Genomic DNA, 18,382 nt, shown 5'->3' on the forward strand with positions numbered 1-18,382 from the left:
TTTGAAGACTATCGCTGTTATTCCCGCCCGTTATGAAGCCAGCAGGTTTCCCGGAAAACTCATGCAGATTCTGGGTGAAAAAACGGTCATTGCAACCACTTATCAAAATGTAGTAGAAACGGAATTGTTTGATGAAGTATTTGTTGCAACCGATTCCGAAATTATTTTTAATGAAATCCAAAGTTCAGGTGGTAACGTTGTGATGACCGGCAAACATGAAACCGGCAGCGACCGAATCGCAGAAGCGGTGGCAAATATTGATTGCGACATTGTAGTGAATGTGCAGGGCGATGAACCTTTTCTGAAGACAGAACCTTTGAAAAAACTGATCTCTGTTTTTAATGATGATTTAAACGGGCAGATTTCCTTGGCTTCCTTAAAAATAAGACTGACGGAAATGGAGGAAATTGAAAATCCAAATAACGTAAAAGTGATTACTGATAATCAGGGTTTGGCGCTCTATTTCAGCCGTTCGGTAATTCCGTATCCGCGGGAAACATCTGTCAAAGCAGAATATTATAAACATATCGGCGTTTATGCCTTTAGAAAAAACGCTCTACTGAATTTCGCAAAATTGAAAATGCAGCCTCTGGAAATAGCAGAAAAAATTGAGTGTATCCGCTATCTGGAATACGGGATGAAAATTAAAATGATCGAAACCGATTTCGTGGGGGTTGGAATTGATGTGCCGGAAGATTTAGAAAAAGCACGGGAGATCCTGAAAAATAATAACAATTCTTAAGAGATTCTTCAAAATATATTAGGATAAACATTCTTAAAATTGGTTAAATAAGCAATACCCAAAATTAAAATCCTATCATTTCATTTCAAAAAGTATATATTTGAAAATTGGTCAGGCAAAACAGTATTTTTGTAAACAATTAATTTTATAAAAAACGCCTTCGGAGCGTAATTTTATTATATGAAAAAATTATTTTTAGTTTTATTAATGGCAATAGGTTCTATAGTTTCAGCACAAACAGCCAAAGAAATTATAGAAAAAAATATAGAATTAACGGGTGGATTAACCAATTGGAAATTATTAAATTCCGTCTTATTACAGGGCAGAGTGACTTTAGGGATCAATGACGAATATCCGATTAAGATTTATCAACAAAGACCAAATCTTACCAAAACAACCATTACCATTGGTAAAAAAGAAACTGCAGTAGAAGGTTATGACGGAACAAAAGGATATGCAATGAACTATGCAGCCAATAAAATCCAGGAATATCCGAATTATGTGCCTGAGAGTTTCGATAACGATTTTATCGACTGGGAAAATAAAGGTTTTGATGCGAAATACCTTGGCAAAGAAAAAGTGGGCGATATTTATTTCCATAAAGTAGAACTGACTAAAAATATTAATAAAACACTCTACTTTTTTGACTCTAAAACGTATATGCTTCTGAAGGAAATTAAGAAAGATGAAACATTATTATATTCTGATTATAAAATGGCGGGATCTGTGATGATGCCTTACCGAATCGAATCTTCATCTCCAAAAAAAGACAGTGATTTTGTAATGATTTTAAATAAAATAGAAACCAACAAGGTATTCCCGGCGAATACTTTTAAATTTTAAAGCAATGAAAAAGCTATTTATATTTCTGTTATCCTCAGGCGTTTTTTTACAAAGCTGCAAAAATCAGAAGAACGATGTTTCACAGATAAAAACTACCAAAACAACGATGGAAAATACAATTTATGACTACAAAGTAGAAAGTTTAGATGGGAAAGAAATCAACTTTGCCGATTTTAAAGGCAAGAAGATTTTAATTGTAAATACCGCGTCCGAATGTGGATTTACTCCCCAGTACGCTGATTTAGAAAAACTATCGAAAGATTATCCGGATAAATTAGTGATAATCGGTTTTCCTGCCAATAATTTTGGAGGCCAAGAGCCGGGCAGCAACCAGGAAATCGGGGCTTTCTGTGAGAAAAACTTTGGCGTTACTTTTCCGATGGCGGCAAAAGTTTCTGTAAAAGGAGAAGATATAGCGCCCGTTTTCAAATACCTTACAGAGAAGGATTTAAACGGTGTTAAAAACACCACAATTCTGTGGAATTTCACCAAGTTCCTGATCGACGAAAACGGTCATTTAATTGATTCATTTATCAGCACAACGAAACCTACAAGTGATTCTATAACGAAATATTTGAAGTAAATTGAAGGTGATCATATAAGAAATTTATTGATTAAAAATTTAAAGTTTATTGATTCGCTTCAATAAACTTTTTTTGTCCTGTTCGGAGCCGATTTTTTACCTTGTTTTTATTCCTGAAATAATCGGCTCAAATCAGCTTTCAGTTAATAAAAAAAGGATGGCAAACCATCCTTTATAAATAGGTGAATATTGAAATTATTAGCGGTACCGCTGATGTTCCTTATTCTTTGAAAACCTGTTGATAAGCGGTTTAAACATCGATTTATATTTTTCAGCATCGAAGAGTTGGGAATCTGTTAATGCTTTATAAGTTAACCAAACGCCAAACGGAAGGAGCACCAGATTAGGCAACCAAGCTGCCAGATAAGGATCTATTCCCCCAGACCACGCAAAATTTTCTGCGGAAAGATTGAGAACATAAAAAAGGATAAATATTACAATAGCAATAACTACCGGTAATCCTAAACCTCCTTTTCGGATAATCGAACCTAAACTTGCTCCGATTAAAAAGAAAATTAGACACGTAACGGAATAGGAAACAATTCTTTGTTGATGCATGACGACGCGTGCAAAATAGGCGTGCATATCTTTAATCTGTCCCTCTTTACCCAACGTCGACTGCTTGATGTTTTCTAATTTATTATAAGCAGAATAGAGCATTTCCTCCTTTGTTTTACTATTAAGCGTATCTGTTTTTACAGGAGCGATGACAGGAGTTTTTGCTTTCGATTTATCCACATAACTTACGTAACTGTTGGTTTGGCTGACCAATTCGTAAGTCATATTATTCATAATCTCATTGTTGCTTTTTTTTGTTTTTTTAATAGTAGTATTCAATTCCAGGACATTCTGAAAAGAGTAGTCGTCGGTTATTTTTTCTGCTTCAATCGCTTTGTCAATGATTTCGGAAATATTGAAATGTGACACCAGAGTATCAAATTTTATCGCCTGATCGGGTTGCTTTAATCGGACATTATAATCGATTCCATTCAATTGATCTTCGTAAATATGGCCATTAAATAAAACCAATTTTAAATAATTAGGATTATCTGCAGGAACGAATTTTCCTTTTTCTGCAACAATGGATTGCTGGTCTTCAAAAGAAGTTGCCATTTTATGAATAAAAATTCCTGTTAAATTTTCACCATTTTCACCGGTTATTTTATCAAATTTCACACTATAACCTGGAAGTTGCTGAAGGAATTGTCCCGGTGTAAAGTTCAGCGCAGGTTTGGTTGCGGCAATATTATACAGCATATTCTTCGCCTTCCGCTGGAAATCGGGCACCACATTATTGGAGAAAAAAAACAGAAAAGCAGAAAAGAATAGGGTAGTGACAAACAGCGGCAACATAATCCTGGTGAGCGAAATACCGGCGGCTTTCATGGCTGCCAACTCGTAACGTTCGCCAAAATCACCAAAAGTCATAATGGAAGAAAGCAGGATTGTCAGCGGTAAAACCAGTTGTACCACAATCGCAGAAAGATAAGAAAGCAATTTCAAAATCTCCCAATAACTCAAACCTTTACCGGTAAACTGCGCCAATCGGATCCAAATGATGTTCACCACAAAAATGAAAAACAGCACACTGAATATGAAAAGAAACGGGCCGAAAAAAGTTTTGATGACGTAACCGTCGAGTTTTTTTATCATGGTTCAAATTTACCAAAAAAGCCACAAAAGAAATTTTTCCTCTGTGACTTTTTTATCGTGATTTAATGTGTTCTAAAGTTCGGTAACAAAATAGTTTTTATATTGGTCTTTATCGAAGGTAAACATGGTGCTGCTCAACTTCTGATTTTCTTTATAATCGTTAATTGCAATTACTGAAACAGCGTTGTCATTTGAGAACTGTTCAACTTTTACAATTTGCTTTTTTGCTGAATTTACAAAAAGGTTGACCTCTTTAATTCCATTATTTTTAATGGGGGTTAATTTAATATAATCGCAGCTTACTCCGTTTACCGTTACTTTTCCGGCATATTTTACGTTGTACCCTTTTTTGTATTGTTCAATATAAGTAAGCGGGGAGAACATTTGCTCACTTCCGGTTGGTTTTGAAATGGTAATTTCTTTGTCTTCGTCAGAGATGCTGTAGATTTTATTTCCATCAAAGATCTGCTCGGTACCCATTATTTTTAATTTATAAAGGTCTTTCGCAGAATAGAAAATTCCAGGTTCAGTTTTGGTTACTTTTTTACCGGTTCCCGTTCCGTAAACAAATTTAAAATAGACGTTGTCTTTGCTTTTATAACTGGTGGCAATGGCATCTAAAATGGTTTTTGCTTTCGCATCGATTTTTTGGGCAGAAAAACTTGCCGTAGTAGCGGCAACCATCATTACAATTGAGATTTTTTTCAGTATCGTTTTCATTCTTTTTTATTTATGATGAATTATTTGCCGTAAAGTTAAACTCTTGTTTAAGGTTTAAATTTACTTTCGCAATTCTTCCAAAAACTGTTCCAAAGAATTTAAGTCACTGATTAGTACCTCTCTCGCTTTTGCTCCATTGAAGCCTCCTACAACGCCGCTGGCTTCTAACTGATCCATAATTCGTCCCGCACGGTTGTATCCTAATTTCAATTGTCTTTGTAACATTGAGGTAGAACCTTGCTGGGTAGAAACTAATATCCTTGCAGCATCTTCGAAAAGAACATCTTTTTCGTTCGGATCAAAAGCACTTGCTGTAGAAGTATTTTCTTCCGTGGAATATTCAGGAAGCATAAATGCACTTGCGTATCCTTTTTGTTCACCGATAAATTCGGCAATTTTTTCAACTTCCGGTGTATCTACAAAAGCACATTGTAAACGCATAATTTCATTTCCATTAAAATAAAGCATATCACCTTTTCCGATCAACTGATCGGCTCCCGGCGAATCTAAAATCGTGCGGGAATCTACACTTGAAATTACACGGAAAGCCGCTCTTGCAGGGAAGTTTGCTTTAATCATTCCCGTAATTACGTTTACGGAAGGTCTTTGGGTTGCAACGATTAAGTGAATTCCTACCGCTCTCGCCAATTGCGCTAATCTGGCAATCGGAAGTTCAACTTCTTTCCCTGCCGTCATAATTAGATCGGCAAATTCATCAACCACCAAAACGATATAAGGTAAATATCGGTGTCCGTTTTCTGGATTTAGTTTTCGCTCAGAGAATTTCTTGTTGTACTCTTTTATATTTTTACAGAAAGCGTTTTTCAGTAAATCATAACGCTGATCCATTTCGATACACAGGGAATTCAACGTATTGATCACTTTGTGCGTATCGGTAATAATCGCATCTTCGCCATCAGGAAGTTTTGCCAGATAATGTCTTTCAATTTTTGAATAAAGCGAAAGTTCTACTTTTTTAGGATCTACCATTACGAACTTCAGTTCACTCGGATGTTTTTTATAAAGGAGTGAAGTTAAAATCGCATTAATTCCGACTGATTTTCCTTGTCCGGTAGCACCTGCCATCAATAAGTGTGGCATTTTTGCTAAATCGGCCATAAAGATTTCATTGGAAATGGTTTTTCCAAAAACAACCGGCAAATCCATATCTGAATTTTGGAATTTCTGGGAAGCAATAACGCTTCGCATTGAAACCATAGAGGGATTTTTTCTTGGAACTTCAATTCCGATCGTTCCTTTTCCAGGCATCGGAGCGATAATTCTAATTCCTAAGGCCGAAAGATTCAAAGCGATATCATCCTGAAGTTTCTTAATCGATGCGACACGAATTCCCGCTTCCGGAACGATTTCGTAAAGCGTAACAGTGGGTCCTATGGTCGCTTTAATTTCAGAAATTCCGACATTAAAGTTTTTTAATAAACCGACGATTTTATTTTTGTTCTCTTCTAATTCTTCTTTATTAACGGAGATTTCCTCATTGCCATAATCTCTTAATAAATCGATGGTTGGCATTTGGAATTTAGCGAGCTCCAGTCGATGGTCATAGTAACCGTGTTTGTCAACTAATTCCTGAGATTTGCGGTCACTTTCATCAATGATGTCAATAGTTTTTGCTACTTCAACTTTAAAATCAATATCATCATTTTTAGGAACATTCGGTTTTTCCGCTGTAGAAGCAGCTGGACTTAAAGTAACCGTTGTTTTTTCCTCATTCTCTTCAAACGAAGTCTGATTTGGAGTTTTAATGGTTTCAATTTCTTTATGAAGAACTTCCTGCTGCGGATTCATTTCGGTCACCGTAACATTGGGTGCATCCTGATGAGCCTGTTCTTCTAATTCCTCATCAGCTTCAAAATTTTCTTCTGAACGCGGCATCATTCCTTTGACACGACCGATGGTGCTGTCATTTAAATCACTAAGTTTTGCTTTAATACTGCTCGGACGAAGATTAAATTCCAAAATAAAATACAGACCCATACTTACTAAAATCACCATCCATAATCCTGCAGATCCTATGACGGCGTTTAAAAAATCCATGATTTGGAATCCGTAAACACCACTCAACACGCCATCACCTTTGGTCAGTGCGCCCATAAAAATAGGAAGCCAACAGATGAAAAACAAGGAATGACCAATGGTTTTCCATGGTTTGAAGTAATTTTTTTTCAGAATCATCATTCCAAAAACGAAAAAGAGAAAAGCAACCAGAAATGCTGCAATTCCGATGCTTTCAAAAATAAAAATATTGCCGAGCCAATCACCAATTTTACCAAAAATGTTCGATGATTTGATGGTTTTATCCAACATGGTTCCGGCTTGGCTTTGATCCGATTTCCAGTTCATTAAATAAGAAATGAAGGACAGGGCAGCAACTACCGAGAACACGAGAAATAAAATACCGAAAAATATGCGCGGTTTAGAAAGGATTTTGTTTTGGTCTACCGGTTTTGGGGTGGTTTTTTTTTTGTCTTTTTCCATAATATCAATCAGGGCAAATTTAATAATAAAAATTAAGAATTATTTGGGAATGATAAAGATTTTTTTTACCGGTTTCTAATGATGTGGAAGAAAAAATTGAATTTAATTGAAAAGATGTTTCACTTTTAAATCCGGTGCTGATATTCCTAATTCCATTAATTTTAATGAAGAGGATACCGTTTTATTTCGGAATACTATTTGTTTTAGAATGTCTAATCCCATTATAAATCTTCAATCATGAAAAACAAAGATAAAAATACCGACAATAAGGACAGCCGAATAATTAAAATTCCCGGTATTGACGATCGGGTGATTCGAAACGAAAGCGACAAAAAAGACGAAATAATTATCAATGACCGTCCTCTGCACGCGGAAAACGCAGTTCCTCCGAAAGCCTGGAAAAATCAGGAAAAAGCATACGGTGATGCTTGGGAGAAAAATAGAAATCAAATGCTTGATGACGATTTATAACATCAAAAAATCCACTTCATAGTGGATTCTTTATTTATAATTGGTTCGTCGTTTCTTCTCTTTCAAAGATTTTCACAGGTTTTTTGTCAGGACCGATGGCGACCAGAGTAAAATCGCCGGAAACCGCTTTTTCTCTTATTTCATCGTACATCTGTTCGACATAAACTTCGATATTCACTTTCAAACTGGAGTTTCCTACATATTTTACCCGACCGATAAGTTCTACCAAAGTATCTGCAGGTATTGGTTTTTTGAAATCGATTCGGTCGCAACTTACGGTTACAAAGGATTTTCTGGCGAATCGGGTAGCGGTCATAAAAGCGACTTCATCCATCATTTCCATGACTGTTCCGCCAAACATGGTATTGTGATGGTTGGTAATGTTGGGGAATACCACTTTAAAAACTCTGGTTTCGGAATTTTGGATTTTTTCTTCGTAGTTCATTGTTATTGAATTAAAACATTAATAATTGAAATGAACAGAAAAAGCTGAACGAATGGTCAGTTGAATTTTCTGCTTCAAATCGCGAAAGCATTTGTAATTTCAAAGTAGGGATCTGACTTTCCGACAGCGGATTACAGTTGCGCGACAGTTCGTGATTTGCACACGATTCACCTGTTTCATTGAAATATCAAGCGCAAATATAGATTTTTTTCAATTATTAAAAGGATTGCGTTTTTTAAACCTGTCTTTTTTAAAAGAAATTGGAATCATTTTTGTCGCAGTACAATTACATCAAATCTTATATTATGAAACCAAAGAATAACACGCATGAACAAAAAGAAAAACTGGAGCAGATGAACTACGATCCTGAAAATGATATTTTCAATCAGGAAGAACATATTTCGCTGGACGGAAACGGGAATCCAATTACCGCAGAATCAACCGAAGAAAGTGATTTAGACGAAAATTTGGATGTCCCCGGAGCAAGCGCCGATGATGATATGGAAGAAATCGGATCTGAAGACGAAGAAAATAATTATTACAGTCGAAGCGATAATGAAGATGACCACGAAGAAGAAAATGAAGATATATTGCCATAATTAACACAGCCTTACTACAAGAAGTAAGGTTTTTTTTAATTTTTAAATTGAAAAAAAAGTTCCTCTTTTTACAGACCGGAACTTTTTTCGTATTTCTTTGCTTTGTATTTTCTAATTTGAATATCTTTAAAACTTCGAATAATCAACTCACAACTTTGAATATTAAAATGACTTTTCAAGAACAGATTCAACAAGGAATTCCAAACGTACTTCCTTCCGTAAAACCATACGATTCCCAAATTAATCACGCTCCGAAACGGAAAGAAATTCTCACCGAAGAAGAAAAAAAACTGGCACTTAAAAATGCACTCCGTTATTTTGATCCAAAATTTCATGCTGAACTTTTATTGGAATTTAAAGAAGAACTCGAGAAATACGGCAGAATTTATATGTATCGTTTCCGTCCGGATTATGAAATGAAAGCGAGGTCAATTTCAGACTATCCGGGAAAATCGGAGCAGGCAAAATCGATCATGCTGATGATTCAGAATAATTTAGATTACGCAGTTGCGCAACATCCGCACGAACTCATTACTTACGGTGGAAATGGCGCGGTTTTTCAGAACTGGGCGCAATATCTTCTGACGATGAAATATTTGTCGGAAATGACCGACGAACAGACTTTAACGATGTATTCCGGTCATCCGATGGGACTTTTTCCTTCGCACAAAGACGCTCCGAGAGTTGTCGTAACCAATGGAATGGTGATTCCAAATTATTCAAAACCGGATGATTGGGAGAAAATGAACGCTTTAGGAGTTTCGCAATACGGACAAATGACCGCCGGAAGTTATATGTATATCGGTCCACAGGGAATTGTGCACGGAACGACAATTACGGTTTTGAATGCTTTTAGAAAAATTAAAAAAGAACCGAAAGGCGGATTATTTATAACTTCAGGATTAGGCGGAATGTCTGGCGCGCAACCAAAAGCGGGAAATATTGCCGGCTGTATTACGGTGTGCGCAGAAGTCAATCCGAAAATAACCAGGATTCGGCACGAGCAAAAGTGGATTGATGAAATTCATGAAAACCTGGATAAATTGGTGGAAAGAGTTAGAAAAGCGCAGGAAAACAAAGAGACCGTTTCGCTAGCCTATCTCGGAAATGTCGTCGAAGTATGGGAGAAATTTGACCGTGAAAATTTAAAAATAGATATCGGCTCTGACCAGACTTCTCTTCATAATCCCTGGGCTGGAGGATATTATCCGGTCGGCATTTCGTTTGAAGAATCCAATAAAATGATGGCAGAAAATCCTGAAATATTTAAAGAAAAAGTTCAGGAAAGTTTACGGAGACATGCTGCCGCAATCAATAAACATACAGAAAAAGGAACCTATTTCTTCGATTATGGAAATGCGTTTTTACTGGAAGCGAGTAGAGCGGGCGCTGATGTAATGTCTGATCATCCGACTTTAGGAAGAGAGTTTAAATATCCAAGTTATGTTCAGGATATTATGGGACCGATGTGTTTCGACTACGGTTTTGGACCGTTCCGTTGGGTTTGTGCCAGTGGGAAACCAGAAGATCTTCAGAAGACCGATGAAATTGCCTGCACAGTTTTGGAAGAAATCATGAAAAATTCCCCCGTGGAAATACAGCAACAGATGCAGGATAATATTACCTGGATCAAAGGAGCTCAGGAAAATAAACTCGTCGTTGGATCGCAGGCAAGAATTCTTTATGCCGATGCCGAAGGTCGGATGAAAATCGCTGAAGCCTTCAATAAAGCCATTAAAAATAATGAAATTGGGCCAGTCGTTTTAGGCAGAGATCACCACGATGTTTCGGGAACGGATTCGCCGTATCGTGAAACTTCAAATATCTATGACGGTTCCCGATTCACGGCAGATATGGCGATTCAGAATGTAATCGGCGACAGTTTCCGCGGTGCGACCTGGGTTTCCATACATAATGGCGGCGGCGTTGGTTGGGGCGAAGTCATCAACGGTGGTTTCGGGATGTTGCTGGACGGAAGTGAAGATGCAGACCGCAGATTAAAATCAATGCTGTTCTGGGATGTGAACAATGGAATTTCCCGAAGAAGTTGGGCCAGAAATGAAGGCGCAATTTTCGCCATTAAAAGAGCGATGGAAGTGGAGCCGAATTTGAAAGTAACATTGCCGAATATTGTGGATGAGGGTTTGTTTTAGAATTTTTGGATATAGAAAAACCTGCTGTGAAGCAGGTTTTTTTATATATTTTTGTACACTGGTGCGAGCATCTTGCCTGTACACATAACTTAATTTAGTATTTTTCCCAGAAGCCATTTCTAACACTTCCTGATTAATTTTAAACTTCATTTTTTATTTTTCTAAGATAAAGGTTAATGAATACATATATGCAGTATTTGAAGCTAAAGTAATTGGCACTACCTCTTTTACTTTATACCCCTTTTCTAAATAAGCATTTAATTGAGGATATTCTTTTTCAGTGAATTTTGCATCTTTATCGATGATGTTCGTGTGTGTTGTAACGGTAATGACTTTTTGCATATTAATAAAATTTGTTTGTTAATGATATTAACTTTTTCAATTATAGTACCTTTTGTTAATTTATTAATTTTTTAATGCATTTATTTGTAATTTACGACAAAATGACCTATTTTATTTTGAATAATTTATTACTTAAATAACATTAGTGACAAAATTGCATAATAAAATAAAAATCACTTATTTAAAGTTCAAATTTTATATCAAAATTTTCTTACATTTGTATAACATATTGATACCAAAAACAGTAATAAAATGATAGCAGAAATAGAAAAATATATAGAAATTCAGAATAATATTGATCAGATTCTGAAAGATTCGCCTTTCAAAATGTCTTATATCATTGAGAAATCGGGGATTAAGAAACCTACTTTTTTTAAAAAATTAAAAGAGAAAAGATTTACGCCGGAAGAACTTTTAACAATTTCACAAACCATCGAACCCAAACAATGGCGCAACGAAACGAAAGAAGAAATCTTGGAATCGCTGAAACGAACCGAAGAAGATTTCAGAAATGGCAAAGGAATTCCTGGAGAAGTTGTTTTAGAGAAGTTTAAAAAACGGATAGAAAAGTACAAAGAAGATGCGTTACGAAATATCTGAAAAAGCTGAACAAGATCTTCTCGATATTGAAGATTATCTTCTTGAACAGTGGAATATTGATGTTTTGGAAGATTTCTTTGAAAAATTTCAGAAAGCAATAGCTATTTTGTTGGCTAAAAATGTAATTTTTCAGAAATATGAAGATACTCATTTTCACAAATTTCTTTTAACCAAGCACAATACCATCATTTACAATTATAAAGATGATGTTTTGTTTATTCACCGTATCCTCCAAAACTTCCAAAATCCAGAAGAGAATTTTAAATCTTTGGAAATTTAATTTTAAAATCAAAATCAGTTTTGCATGAATTAAAAAAATCTTCTATTATCAAAGTAACATTTCCTTTTTTAATGAAATCATTTGAAGATAAAGTGTTATAAAAAGATTTATGCATTTTAAAAACAAAAATTTCAATCTCCAATACAATGAACCCTGCAAAATTTGCGGGGTTTATTTTTAGACCGATTTGTTTCATAGATACAATCAATTAATAATATAAAGTTTAAAATTTCCTTTCCATGCTCACTATTATAATTTCTCTACAAGCCGCACGTTCGTACGAAAATGTTTAAAATGAATTTCAGCAAGAAGCCAATTTCAGCAAAAAAAATTAAAAAACTCGCTGAGGATTTTCAGGAAATTGTAAAATATTACTGTTTCCGAATTTCAACTGGAAACTTATATATTTATAGATTTCGAAGGTTGCGGGGAAATAACTTCTAAGGTGTCAAAATATAATTTACCTTTGTTTAAATTTCAAATTTATGCTTAAAAGTTGTATTAAAGGTGTGGGACATTATGTTCCGGAAAATATAGTAACCAACGATGATTTATCAAAATTGATGACCACTACTGATGAATGGATTACAGAAAGAACCGGTATCAAAGAACGCCATCACCGTAAAAACAGAAATGACTCCGAAGAAACGACCGCTTATCTGGGATTCAAAGCCTCAGAAGCCGCATTAAAAATGGCTGGCATGACTGGGAAAGATATTGATTATATTGTTTTTGCAACCCTTTCGCCGGATTATTTTTTCCCGGGTTGCGGTGTGCTTTTGCAGGAAATGCTCGGCTGTGAAACCATTGGTGCTTTAGATGTCAGAAACCAATGTTCGGGTTTTGTTTATGCGATGAGTGTTGCCAACGCTTTTATTAAATCAGGGCAGTATAAAAATATTTTAGTCGTGGGGGCCGAAATTCACTCTTTTGGTTTGGATTTTTCCGATGCCGGACGTGGAGTCTCAGTCATATTTGGAGATGGAGCCGGAGCGATCATTTTATCAGCTACAGAAGACGAAAATGCCGGTGATATTTTGGCCACCAATATGCATTCCGAAGGAAAATATGCCGATGAATTATGCACCAAATTCCCCGGTTCTAAATTTGGCTGGAGCGATCGGATGCGTCTGGAACCCGAAAATGTGACCGATGCCGAAATCTATCCTGTCATGAATGGCAACTTCGTTTTCAAACATGCCGTTACCAGATTTCCCGAAACCATGATGGAAGCTTTAAATAAAGCCGGAAAAAAACCGGAAGACTTAGATATGTTCATTCCGCATCAGGCCAATTTGCGGATTGCTCAGTTTGTACAGCAACGTTTCGGATTGCCCGATGAAAAAGTGTACAACAATATCCAGCGTTTTGGAAATACTACTGCCGCTTCGATTCCCTTAGCTTTAAGTGAAGCTATTGAAAAAGGAAAAATTAAAAGAGGTGATCTGGTTCTGCTCTCCGCCTTCGGAAGTGGATTTACCTGGGGATCGGTTTTATTCAATTATTAAAATTTTAAATGCGTTAACCAACGCATTTTTTTTGCTCCAATAGGTGATGAATCAAAATCTGAATCTTGTCATTTTACTAAAATTTAGAGTTGTATTCCTACATATAATCAAATGATTATAAACCAATGCTGACCTAAATAAAATACGACCATTAAAGTTCGACTGAGACGTTATTGGTTAAATAAAACTACCTCGAATGGGTCTATATTCAATACAAAATCTAATTAATTCCCCTAATCAAAAATTTCAAAACGCGCTCCATCAAAACTTGCAAAAACCATCGTCGGATAAGAATCCTGATGGGCGATATTTCCTTTTTTATCGATGGCGATTGCTCCCGCAAAACCGTCAATTTCTTTCAGTTCGGCAAAGGTTTTTTCAACGGCATCTTTTAATGGAAAACCATCCGTCACTCTGGTTACAATTTTCGCTGCCGTGGCATTGCTTACGATATCTTCACCAACTCCTGTGCAACTTACCGCGCAATATTCATTAGCAAAATTTCCTGCAACGGTTGCAGAATCAGAAATCCTTCCAACCAGTTCAAAACCTTTTCCGCCAGTGGAAGTTGCTGCTGCTAAGCTCCCTTCTTGATCTAAAGCGACACATCCTACGGTTCCTTTTCCACCGTTTTTTAATTTTTCTTCATATTCTTTTCTACGTTGCGGAATTTCGGTCGAAAAATCTTCGAAACCATTTTCTGCAGCATATTTTTTCGCGCCGTTTCCGCCGAGAACCCGATCGTCTTCTTTCATTAAAACCTGAGCGACTTCGATTGGATTTTTTATATTTTCAATATTGATGACGCCAGAAAACTTTTGCGTTTCTCCGTTCATCAGAGAAGCACTCATTCTGATTTTTCCGTCGCTTTGAATTTGTGAACCCATTCCGGCGTTATAGAGTAAATCATCCTCCAATAATTTTACAGCATGTACCACTGTTTCTTCTGCGGAATGTGTTTTTAGGAATTCAAAAGAATCTTGGGCAATCTGTTTTAAAGAATTTTGCTTGGCAACTTTCACGTCATGACTTTGGTCGCTTTCAGAGAAAAATCCCCCGTGGATGATTATTTTCATTTTTAATGATAAAATTTATTTTATTGATCCTGCGGAATAGGCTTATACTGAGAATTAACAATGGTAAGATCTTTTGATTTTAAATCGTAAAAATCATTTTGAGATAAAACATGAACGATGAGATTATCAATCGAAATAGGCTGACCAAGCTTTACATTGGTTAAGTTGGTGTCTTTAATAAAACGGCCGTCTACCAAGATAACAAGCCCGGATCCAATGGCTGTCATGGTATCGTTTTCAATATACAGTCCGGTATCTTCACCTAAACCTATTCCTAAAGTTCGGGGATTGTTGACCACTGCCTGAAATAATCTTCCGATTCTCCCGCGCTGCACAAAATGCGTATCTACAATTACGTTATCGATGAATCCTAAACCCTGAGCGATTTTAATTTCCCCTTTAAGTAAAGCCTCGCTGCTGGATCCCTGATAAATCATATTTTCCGAAGCCGCCGCTGCTCCCGCTGAAGTTCCCGCATAAATGAAATTTTCTTCCTGATATTTTTGTAGAAGAACGTCATGAAATCTCGTTCCACCCAGAATTGAAGTCAACCGAAGTTGGTCACCACCTGTAAACATGACCACATCAGCGGCACTGGCACGGGCAGTAATTGCATCACTGTTGGCTTGTTCGCGGTTGGTGATATCCAGGATATTTACATTTTTTGCGCCTAGAAATTCAAATGCTTTTTTATATTCCGGACCTACAATCTGTGGGATTTGGGACGCAGTCGTTATAATTTCGATCACCGAATTTTCTTTTAAGCGGGATTCATCGATAATTTTCCTTAAAATTCCACGCTCGAAAAAATTCAGGTTTTTTTCTACATTCTGATCATAATCGGTTTCGGAGAAACTGCCTTTGTTAACGGCGCCGCCAATAATCATTAATTTTCCAACTGCTTTCATAGATTGCAAATTTAAATAATTATTCTTTGCTACTTCAATAATACTTTATCATTTTAATTAAAGCCTATGAGCCTCATAAAGGTATGCGTGAAAAAATGCTTCCAATTTTAATTATTTTTTTTAGAATTATTAAGGTTTTCGATTATCTTTGAAATTCAAAGAAAAATTCAAAGAATATAAAAGAGACCAATCACCTATGAAAATTGATAGAATACAAGTTTTACGCGGACCCAATATTTGGAGTATCAGAAGAAAGAAACTCATTCAGATGCGTTTGGATCTGGAAGAAATGGAGCATTTGCCCACCAATAAAATTGAAGGTTTCCGTGACAGATTACAGCTATTGATGCCCACACTTATTACCCACCGGTGTTCGGAAGGAGTGGAGGGCGGTTTTTTCTTACGGGTTGAGATGGGAACCTGGATGGGGCATGTTATCGAACATATTGCTCTGGAGATTCAGACTTTATCAGGGATGGATACCGGTTTCGGACGTACCAGAGAAACAAAAACTCCCGGCATTTATAATGTTGTATTCAGTTATCTGGAAGAAAATTCCGGTATTTATGCGGCTGAACAGTCGGTTGAAATTGCAAGATGTTTAATTGAAGCCCGCGATTATAATTTAGAAGAATGCATTAGAAATTTAAAAGAAATCCGCGAGCGCGAACGGTTAGGTCCGTCAACAGGAAGTATTGTAGAGGAAGCGGTTGCCAGAGATATTCCCTGGATAAGATTGGGCAGAAATTCTTTGGTTCAGTTGGGATATGGAGTTAATCAAACCAGATTTCAGGCGACCATTACAGGAAATACAAGTTCGATTGCGGTAGATATTGCCTGTAATAAAGAACTCACAAAAAAGATGCTCGATGAAGCGGCGATTCCGGTTCCGATTGGTGATTTGGTGTCCGATGAAGAAGGATTAGAGAAAACGATTCAGAAAATTGGGTATCCTCTTGTAATAAAACCGTTAGACGGCAATCATGGAAAAGGTTCTTCAATCAATATTAATGATTTTGAAACTGCAAAAGTCGGGTTGGCTCATGCACAGAATTATTCCAAAAAAGTGATTGTAGAAAGATACATTACCGGATATGATTTCCGCATTTTGGTTATAAATCATAAAATGATTGCAGCTGCCCGCCGGGTTCCCGCACATATTATCGGAGATGGTGCACTGAATATTCAGCAACTCATTAATAAAGAAAATTTAGATCCGAGAAGAGGCTACGGACATGAAAATGTTTTAACAGAAATTCTCGTCGATAAAGATACCAATGAACTTTTAGAAAAATTAAATTTCACGTTGGAAAGCATTCCGAAAAACGGCGAAATCGTTTATCTGAAATCAACCGCAAATCTTTCTACTGGTGGCACTTCGATAGATGTCACAGATATGGTTCATCCCGAAAATATAGTCATGGCGGAAAGAGTTTCCAGAATTATCGGTCTGGATGTCGCCGGAATTGATATCATGGCAGAAAATCTCACCCAACCTTTAAGGGAAAGTGGAGGAGCAATTCTAGAAGTGAATGCGGCACCGGGATTTAGAATGCACCTTGCCCCAAGCGAAGGATTGCCAAGAAACGTAGCCGCTCCGGTAGTCGATATGCTTTATCCTCACGGAAAACCGGCAAAAATCCCGATTATTGCGGTAACCGGAACTAATGGTAAAACAACCACCACAAGACTGATTTCCCACATCGTAAAAAATAATGGCTATAGAGTAGGATTTACGACTTCTGACGGAATTTATATTCAGAACACGATGCTCACCAAAGGAGATACTACGGGACCGATTTCTGCGGAGTTTATATTAAAGGATCCTACTGTGGAATTTGCCGTTTTAGAAACAGCAAGAGGCGGAATTCTTCGGTCCGGTTTAGGGTTCAGTTCATGTGATATCGGCGTTTTAACGAATATTAAAGAAGATCATCTGGGAATGAACGATATTCACAATTTGAAGGATCTGACAAAAGTGAAACGGGTTGTACTGGATTCTGTAAAAAAAGATGGCTGGTGTGTTTTAAATGCCGACGACGAATATTCAATGAGATTACTTCCGGACTTAGATTCTAAAGTAGCCATTTTCAGTCTGGATGAAAATAATCCCCACATCCTGAAATTCGCCAAGGAAGGAAAAATAACCTGCGTGTATGAAGAAGGTTTTGTCACCATTAAAAAAGGAGATTGGAAAATCCGTATTGCGAAGGCCAACAGCATTCCGATTACCATGGAAGCCAAAGCCAGATTCATGATTGCCAATGTTTTGGCGGCCAGTTTGGCGACCTATCTTTATGGTTTCGAGATTGAAGACATTGCCAATTCACTGAGAACTTTCATTCCAAGTCCTGCACTGATGCCGGGAAGACTGAATGTTTTTAAGTTTAAAAAATTCAAAGTGCTGATTGATTTTGCCCATAATCCGGCAGGATACGAAGCCATTGAAGATTTCCTTAAAAATATTGATTCGCCAAAGAAAATCGGAATCATATCCGGAGTGGGAGACCGCCGAGACGAAGACATCAGAGAGTGCGGAAAGATTGCCGGCAGAATGTTCGACCATATCATCATCCGCAACGAAAAACACCTTCGGGGAAGAACCGAGGAAGAAATCAACGGACTGGTCATTTCCGGAATTCAAAGTTCCGGCAGAGAACTGAGTTATGAGATCATCCCTAAAGAAATTGATGCCCTGAAACACGCAATGAGTCTGGCAGAAGAGAACACCTTTATCACCGCACTGAGCGATGTAATTTCCAATGCCATCGATCTGGTGCAGGATTACCAGCATAAAGAAATTCTCGATGACGGGAAAGCGCTTTAGTTTTCTTTTATTGAGCAAAAAACAATCCCTTCAAACGAAGGGATTGTTTTTTGCTCAAAGTAAGTAGATACCGTGGCTACGGAAAAGCAATGACCTCTTTTAAATCGCTTTAAAAGAGGTTGTTTTTTACAGG

The 18,382-nt window shown here is 36.9% G+C and carries 17 protein-coding genes; 10 read left to right on the forward strand and 7 right to left on the reverse strand.

From position 1 onward, the window contains the following. Position 1 precedes the first annotated feature (1 nt). The 3 genes from kdsB to QGN23_RS02255 all read left to right on the forward strand — a co-directional run bounded on the left by kdsB (position 2) and on the right by QGN23_RS02255 (position 2,168). Positions 2 to 742 carry a 3-deoxy-manno-octulosonate cytidylyltransferase gene (gene kdsB, locus QGN23_RS02245; RefSeq protein ID WP_282905410.1) on the forward strand — a complete coding sequence of 247 codons (741 nt, stop codon included), beginning with the start codon at positions 2 to 4 and terminating at the stop codon, positions 740 to 742. Between the two features lie 180 nt (positions 743 to 922). Then, positions 923 to 1,585, forward strand: coding sequence for a LolA-like protein (locus QGN23_RS02250; RefSeq protein WP_282905411.1), 663 nt, complete (start codon positions 923 to 925; stop codon positions 1,583 to 1,585). 4 nt (positions 1,586 to 1,589) lie between these two features. Then, complete coding sequence (locus tag QGN23_RS02255; protein WP_282905412.1) at positions 1,590 to 2,168, forward strand: glutathione peroxidase; 579 nt, start codon at positions 1,590 to 1,592, stop codon at positions 2,166 to 2,168. A 198-nt stretch (positions 2,169 to 2,366) separates the two neighbouring features. On the opposite strand, the gene QGN23_RS02260 is transcribed toward QGN23_RS02255, so the two are convergent. The 3 genes from QGN23_RS02260 to QGN23_RS02270 all read right to left on the reverse strand — a co-directional run bounded on the left by QGN23_RS02260 (position 2,367) and on the right by QGN23_RS02270 (position 7,040). Then, positions 2,367 to 3,821 (reverse strand): LptF/LptG family permease, encoded by a 1,455-nt coding sequence (locus QGN23_RS02260; RefSeq protein ID WP_282905413.1) that lies wholly within the window; start codon positions 3,819 to 3,821, stop codon positions 2,367 to 2,369. Positions 3,822 to 3,893: 72 nt separating this feature from the next. Further along, positions 3,894 to 4,541 (reverse strand): LolA family protein, encoded by a 648-nt coding sequence (locus QGN23_RS02265; RefSeq protein ID WP_282905414.1) that lies wholly within the window; start codon positions 4,539 to 4,541, stop codon positions 3,894 to 3,896. Positions 4,542 to 4,601: 60 nt separating this feature from the next. After that, a complete protein-coding gene (locus QGN23_RS02270) occupies positions 4,602 to 7,040 on the reverse strand; it encodes an FtsK/SpoIIIE family DNA translocase (protein ID WP_282905415.1) in 2,439 nt (812 codons plus the stop codon). Between the two features lie 237 nt (positions 7,041 to 7,277). On the opposite strand from QGN23_RS02270, the gene QGN23_RS02275 reads away from it, so the two are divergent. Then, positions 7,278 to 7,511: a hypothetical protein gene (locus QGN23_RS02275; protein ID WP_282905416.1), complete on the forward strand. Its 234-nt coding sequence runs from the start codon at positions 7,278 to 7,280 to the stop codon at positions 7,509 to 7,511. 34 nt (positions 7,512 to 7,545) lie between these two features. Here the strand turns inward: QGN23_RS02275 and QGN23_RS02280 are convergent, their stop codons facing one another. Continuing rightward, positions 7,546 to 7,956 (reverse strand): acyl-CoA thioesterase, encoded by a 411-nt coding sequence (locus QGN23_RS02280; RefSeq protein WP_282905417.1) that lies wholly within the window; start codon positions 7,954 to 7,956, stop codon positions 7,546 to 7,548. Positions 7,957 to 8,261: 305 nt separating this feature from the next. On the opposite strand from QGN23_RS02280, the gene QGN23_RS02285 reads away from it, so the two are divergent. Further along, complete coding sequence (locus QGN23_RS02285) at positions 8,262 to 8,555, forward strand: hypothetical protein (protein ID WP_282905418.1); 294 nt, start codon at positions 8,262 to 8,264, stop codon at positions 8,553 to 8,555. A 167-nt stretch (positions 8,556 to 8,722) separates the two neighbouring features. Continuing rightward, positions 8,723 to 10,708 (forward strand): urocanate hydratase, encoded by a 1,986-nt coding sequence (locus QGN23_RS02290; RefSeq protein WP_282905419.1) that lies wholly within the window; start codon positions 8,723 to 8,725, stop codon positions 10,706 to 10,708. Between the two features lie 153 nt (positions 10,709 to 10,861). Here QGN23_RS02290 and QGN23_RS02295 read toward each other — a convergent pair whose 3' ends face one another. Continuing rightward, positions 10,862 to 11,050: a hypothetical protein gene (locus QGN23_RS02295; protein WP_282905420.1), complete on the reverse strand. Its 189-nt coding sequence runs from the start codon at positions 11,048 to 11,050 to the stop codon at positions 10,862 to 10,864. A 252-nt stretch (positions 11,051 to 11,302) separates the two neighbouring features. Here QGN23_RS02295 and QGN23_RS02300 point away from each other — a divergent pair, with 252 nt between their 5' ends. The 3 genes from QGN23_RS02300 to QGN23_RS02310 all read left to right on the forward strand — a co-directional run bounded on the left by QGN23_RS02300 (position 11,303) and on the right by QGN23_RS02310 (position 13,438). Next, positions 11,303 to 11,650, forward strand: a complete 348-nt coding sequence (locus tag QGN23_RS02300; protein WP_282905421.1) for a hypothetical protein — start codon at positions 11,303 to 11,305, stop codon at positions 11,648 to 11,650. Then, entirely contained in the window at positions 11,631 to 11,930 is a 300-nt protein-coding gene (locus QGN23_RS02305; protein WP_282905422.1) for a type II toxin-antitoxin system RelE/ParE family toxin, read from the forward strand. The genes QGN23_RS02300 and QGN23_RS02305 overlap by 20 nt, the downstream gene beginning before the upstream one ends. A gap of 485 nt (positions 11,931 to 12,415) precedes the next feature. Beyond that, positions 12,416 to 13,438, forward strand: a complete 1,023-nt coding sequence (locus QGN23_RS02310; protein WP_282905423.1) for a 3-oxoacyl-ACP synthase III family protein — start codon at positions 12,416 to 12,418, stop codon at positions 13,436 to 13,438. A 233-nt stretch (positions 13,439 to 13,671) separates the two neighbouring features. On the opposite strand, the gene QGN23_RS02315 is transcribed toward QGN23_RS02310, so the two are convergent. Together QGN23_RS02315 and QGN23_RS02320 are read right to left on the reverse strand one after the other, a co-directional pair. Continuing rightward, positions 13,672 to 14,514 carry an isoaspartyl peptidase/L-asparaginase gene (locus tag QGN23_RS02315; protein WP_282905424.1) on the reverse strand — a complete coding sequence of 281 codons (843 nt, stop codon included), beginning with the start codon at positions 14,512 to 14,514 and terminating at the stop codon, positions 13,672 to 13,674. A gap of 20 nt (positions 14,515 to 14,534) precedes the next feature. Beyond that, positions 14,535 to 15,422, reverse strand: coding sequence for a cyanophycinase (locus tag QGN23_RS02320; protein ID WP_282905425.1), 888 nt, complete (start codon positions 15,420 to 15,422; stop codon positions 14,535 to 14,537). A gap of 196 nt (positions 15,423 to 15,618) precedes the next feature. Here QGN23_RS02320 and cphA point away from each other — a divergent pair, with 196 nt between their 5' ends. Then, a complete protein-coding gene (gene cphA, locus QGN23_RS02325) occupies positions 15,619 to 18,249 on the forward strand; it encodes a cyanophycin synthetase (protein ID WP_282905426.1) in 2,631 nt (876 codons plus the stop codon). The last annotated feature ends 133 nt before the right edge of the window (positions 18,250 to 18,382 follow it).

Source organism: Chryseobacterium gotjawalense (assembly GCF_030012525.1).
Taxonomy (GTDB): Bacteria; Bacteroidota; Bacteroidia; order Flavobacteriales; family Weeksellaceae; genus Kaistella; species Kaistella gotjawalense.

Coding starts and splice junctions, on each gene's coding strand:
- QGN23_RS02250 (WP_282905411.1), top strand. CDS start 923: ATGAAAAAATTATTTTTAGTTTTATTAATGGCAATAGGTTCTATAGTT.
- QGN23_RS02255 (WP_282905412.1), top strand. CDS start 1,590: ATGAAAAAGCTATTTATATTTCTGTTATCCTCAGGCGTTTTTTTACAA.
- QGN23_RS02260 (WP_282905413.1), bottom strand. CDS start 3,821: ATGATAAAAAAACTCGACGGTTACGTCATCAAAACTTTTTTCGGCCCG.
- QGN23_RS02265 (WP_282905414.1), bottom strand. CDS start 4,541: ATGAAAACGATACTGAAAAAAATCTCAATTGTAATGATGGTTGCCGCT.
- QGN23_RS02270 (WP_282905415.1), bottom strand. CDS start 7,040: ATGGAAAAAGACAAAAAAAAAACCACCCCAAAACCGGTAGACCAAAAC.
- QGN23_RS02275 (WP_282905416.1), top strand. CDS start 7,278: ATGAAAAACAAAGATAAAAATACCGACAATAAGGACAGCCGAATAATT.
- QGN23_RS02280 (WP_282905417.1), bottom strand. CDS start 7,956: ATGAACTACGAAGAAAAAATCCAAAATTCCGAAACCAGAGTTTTTAAA.
- QGN23_RS02285 (WP_282905418.1), top strand. CDS start 8,262: ATGAAACCAAAGAATAACACGCATGAACAAAAAGAAAAACTGGAGCAG.
- QGN23_RS02290 (WP_282905419.1), top strand. CDS start 8,723: ATGACTTTTCAAGAACAGATTCAACAAGGAATTCCAAACGTACTTCCT.
- QGN23_RS02295 (WP_282905420.1), bottom strand. CDS start 11,050: ATGCAAAAAGTCATTACCGTTACAACACACACGAACATCATCGATAAA.
- QGN23_RS02300 (WP_282905421.1), top strand. CDS start 11,303: ATGATAGCAGAAATAGAAAAATATATAGAAATTCAGAATAATATTGAT.
- QGN23_RS02305 (WP_282905422.1), top strand. CDS start 11,631: ATGCGTTACGAAATATCTGAAAAAGCTGAACAAGATCTTCTCGATATT.
- QGN23_RS02310 (WP_282905423.1), top strand. CDS start 12,416: ATGCTTAAAAGTTGTATTAAAGGTGTGGGACATTATGTTCCGGAAAAT.
- QGN23_RS02315 (WP_282905424.1), bottom strand. CDS start 14,514: ATGAAAATAATCATCCACGGGGGATTTTTCTCTGAAAGCGACCAAAGT.
- QGN23_RS02320 (WP_282905425.1), bottom strand. CDS start 15,422: ATGAAAGCAGTTGGAAAATTAATGATTATTGGCGGCGCCGTTAACAAA.
- cphA (WP_282905426.1), top strand. CDS start 15,619: ATGAAAATTGATAGAATACAAGTTTTACGCGGACCCAATATTTGGAGT.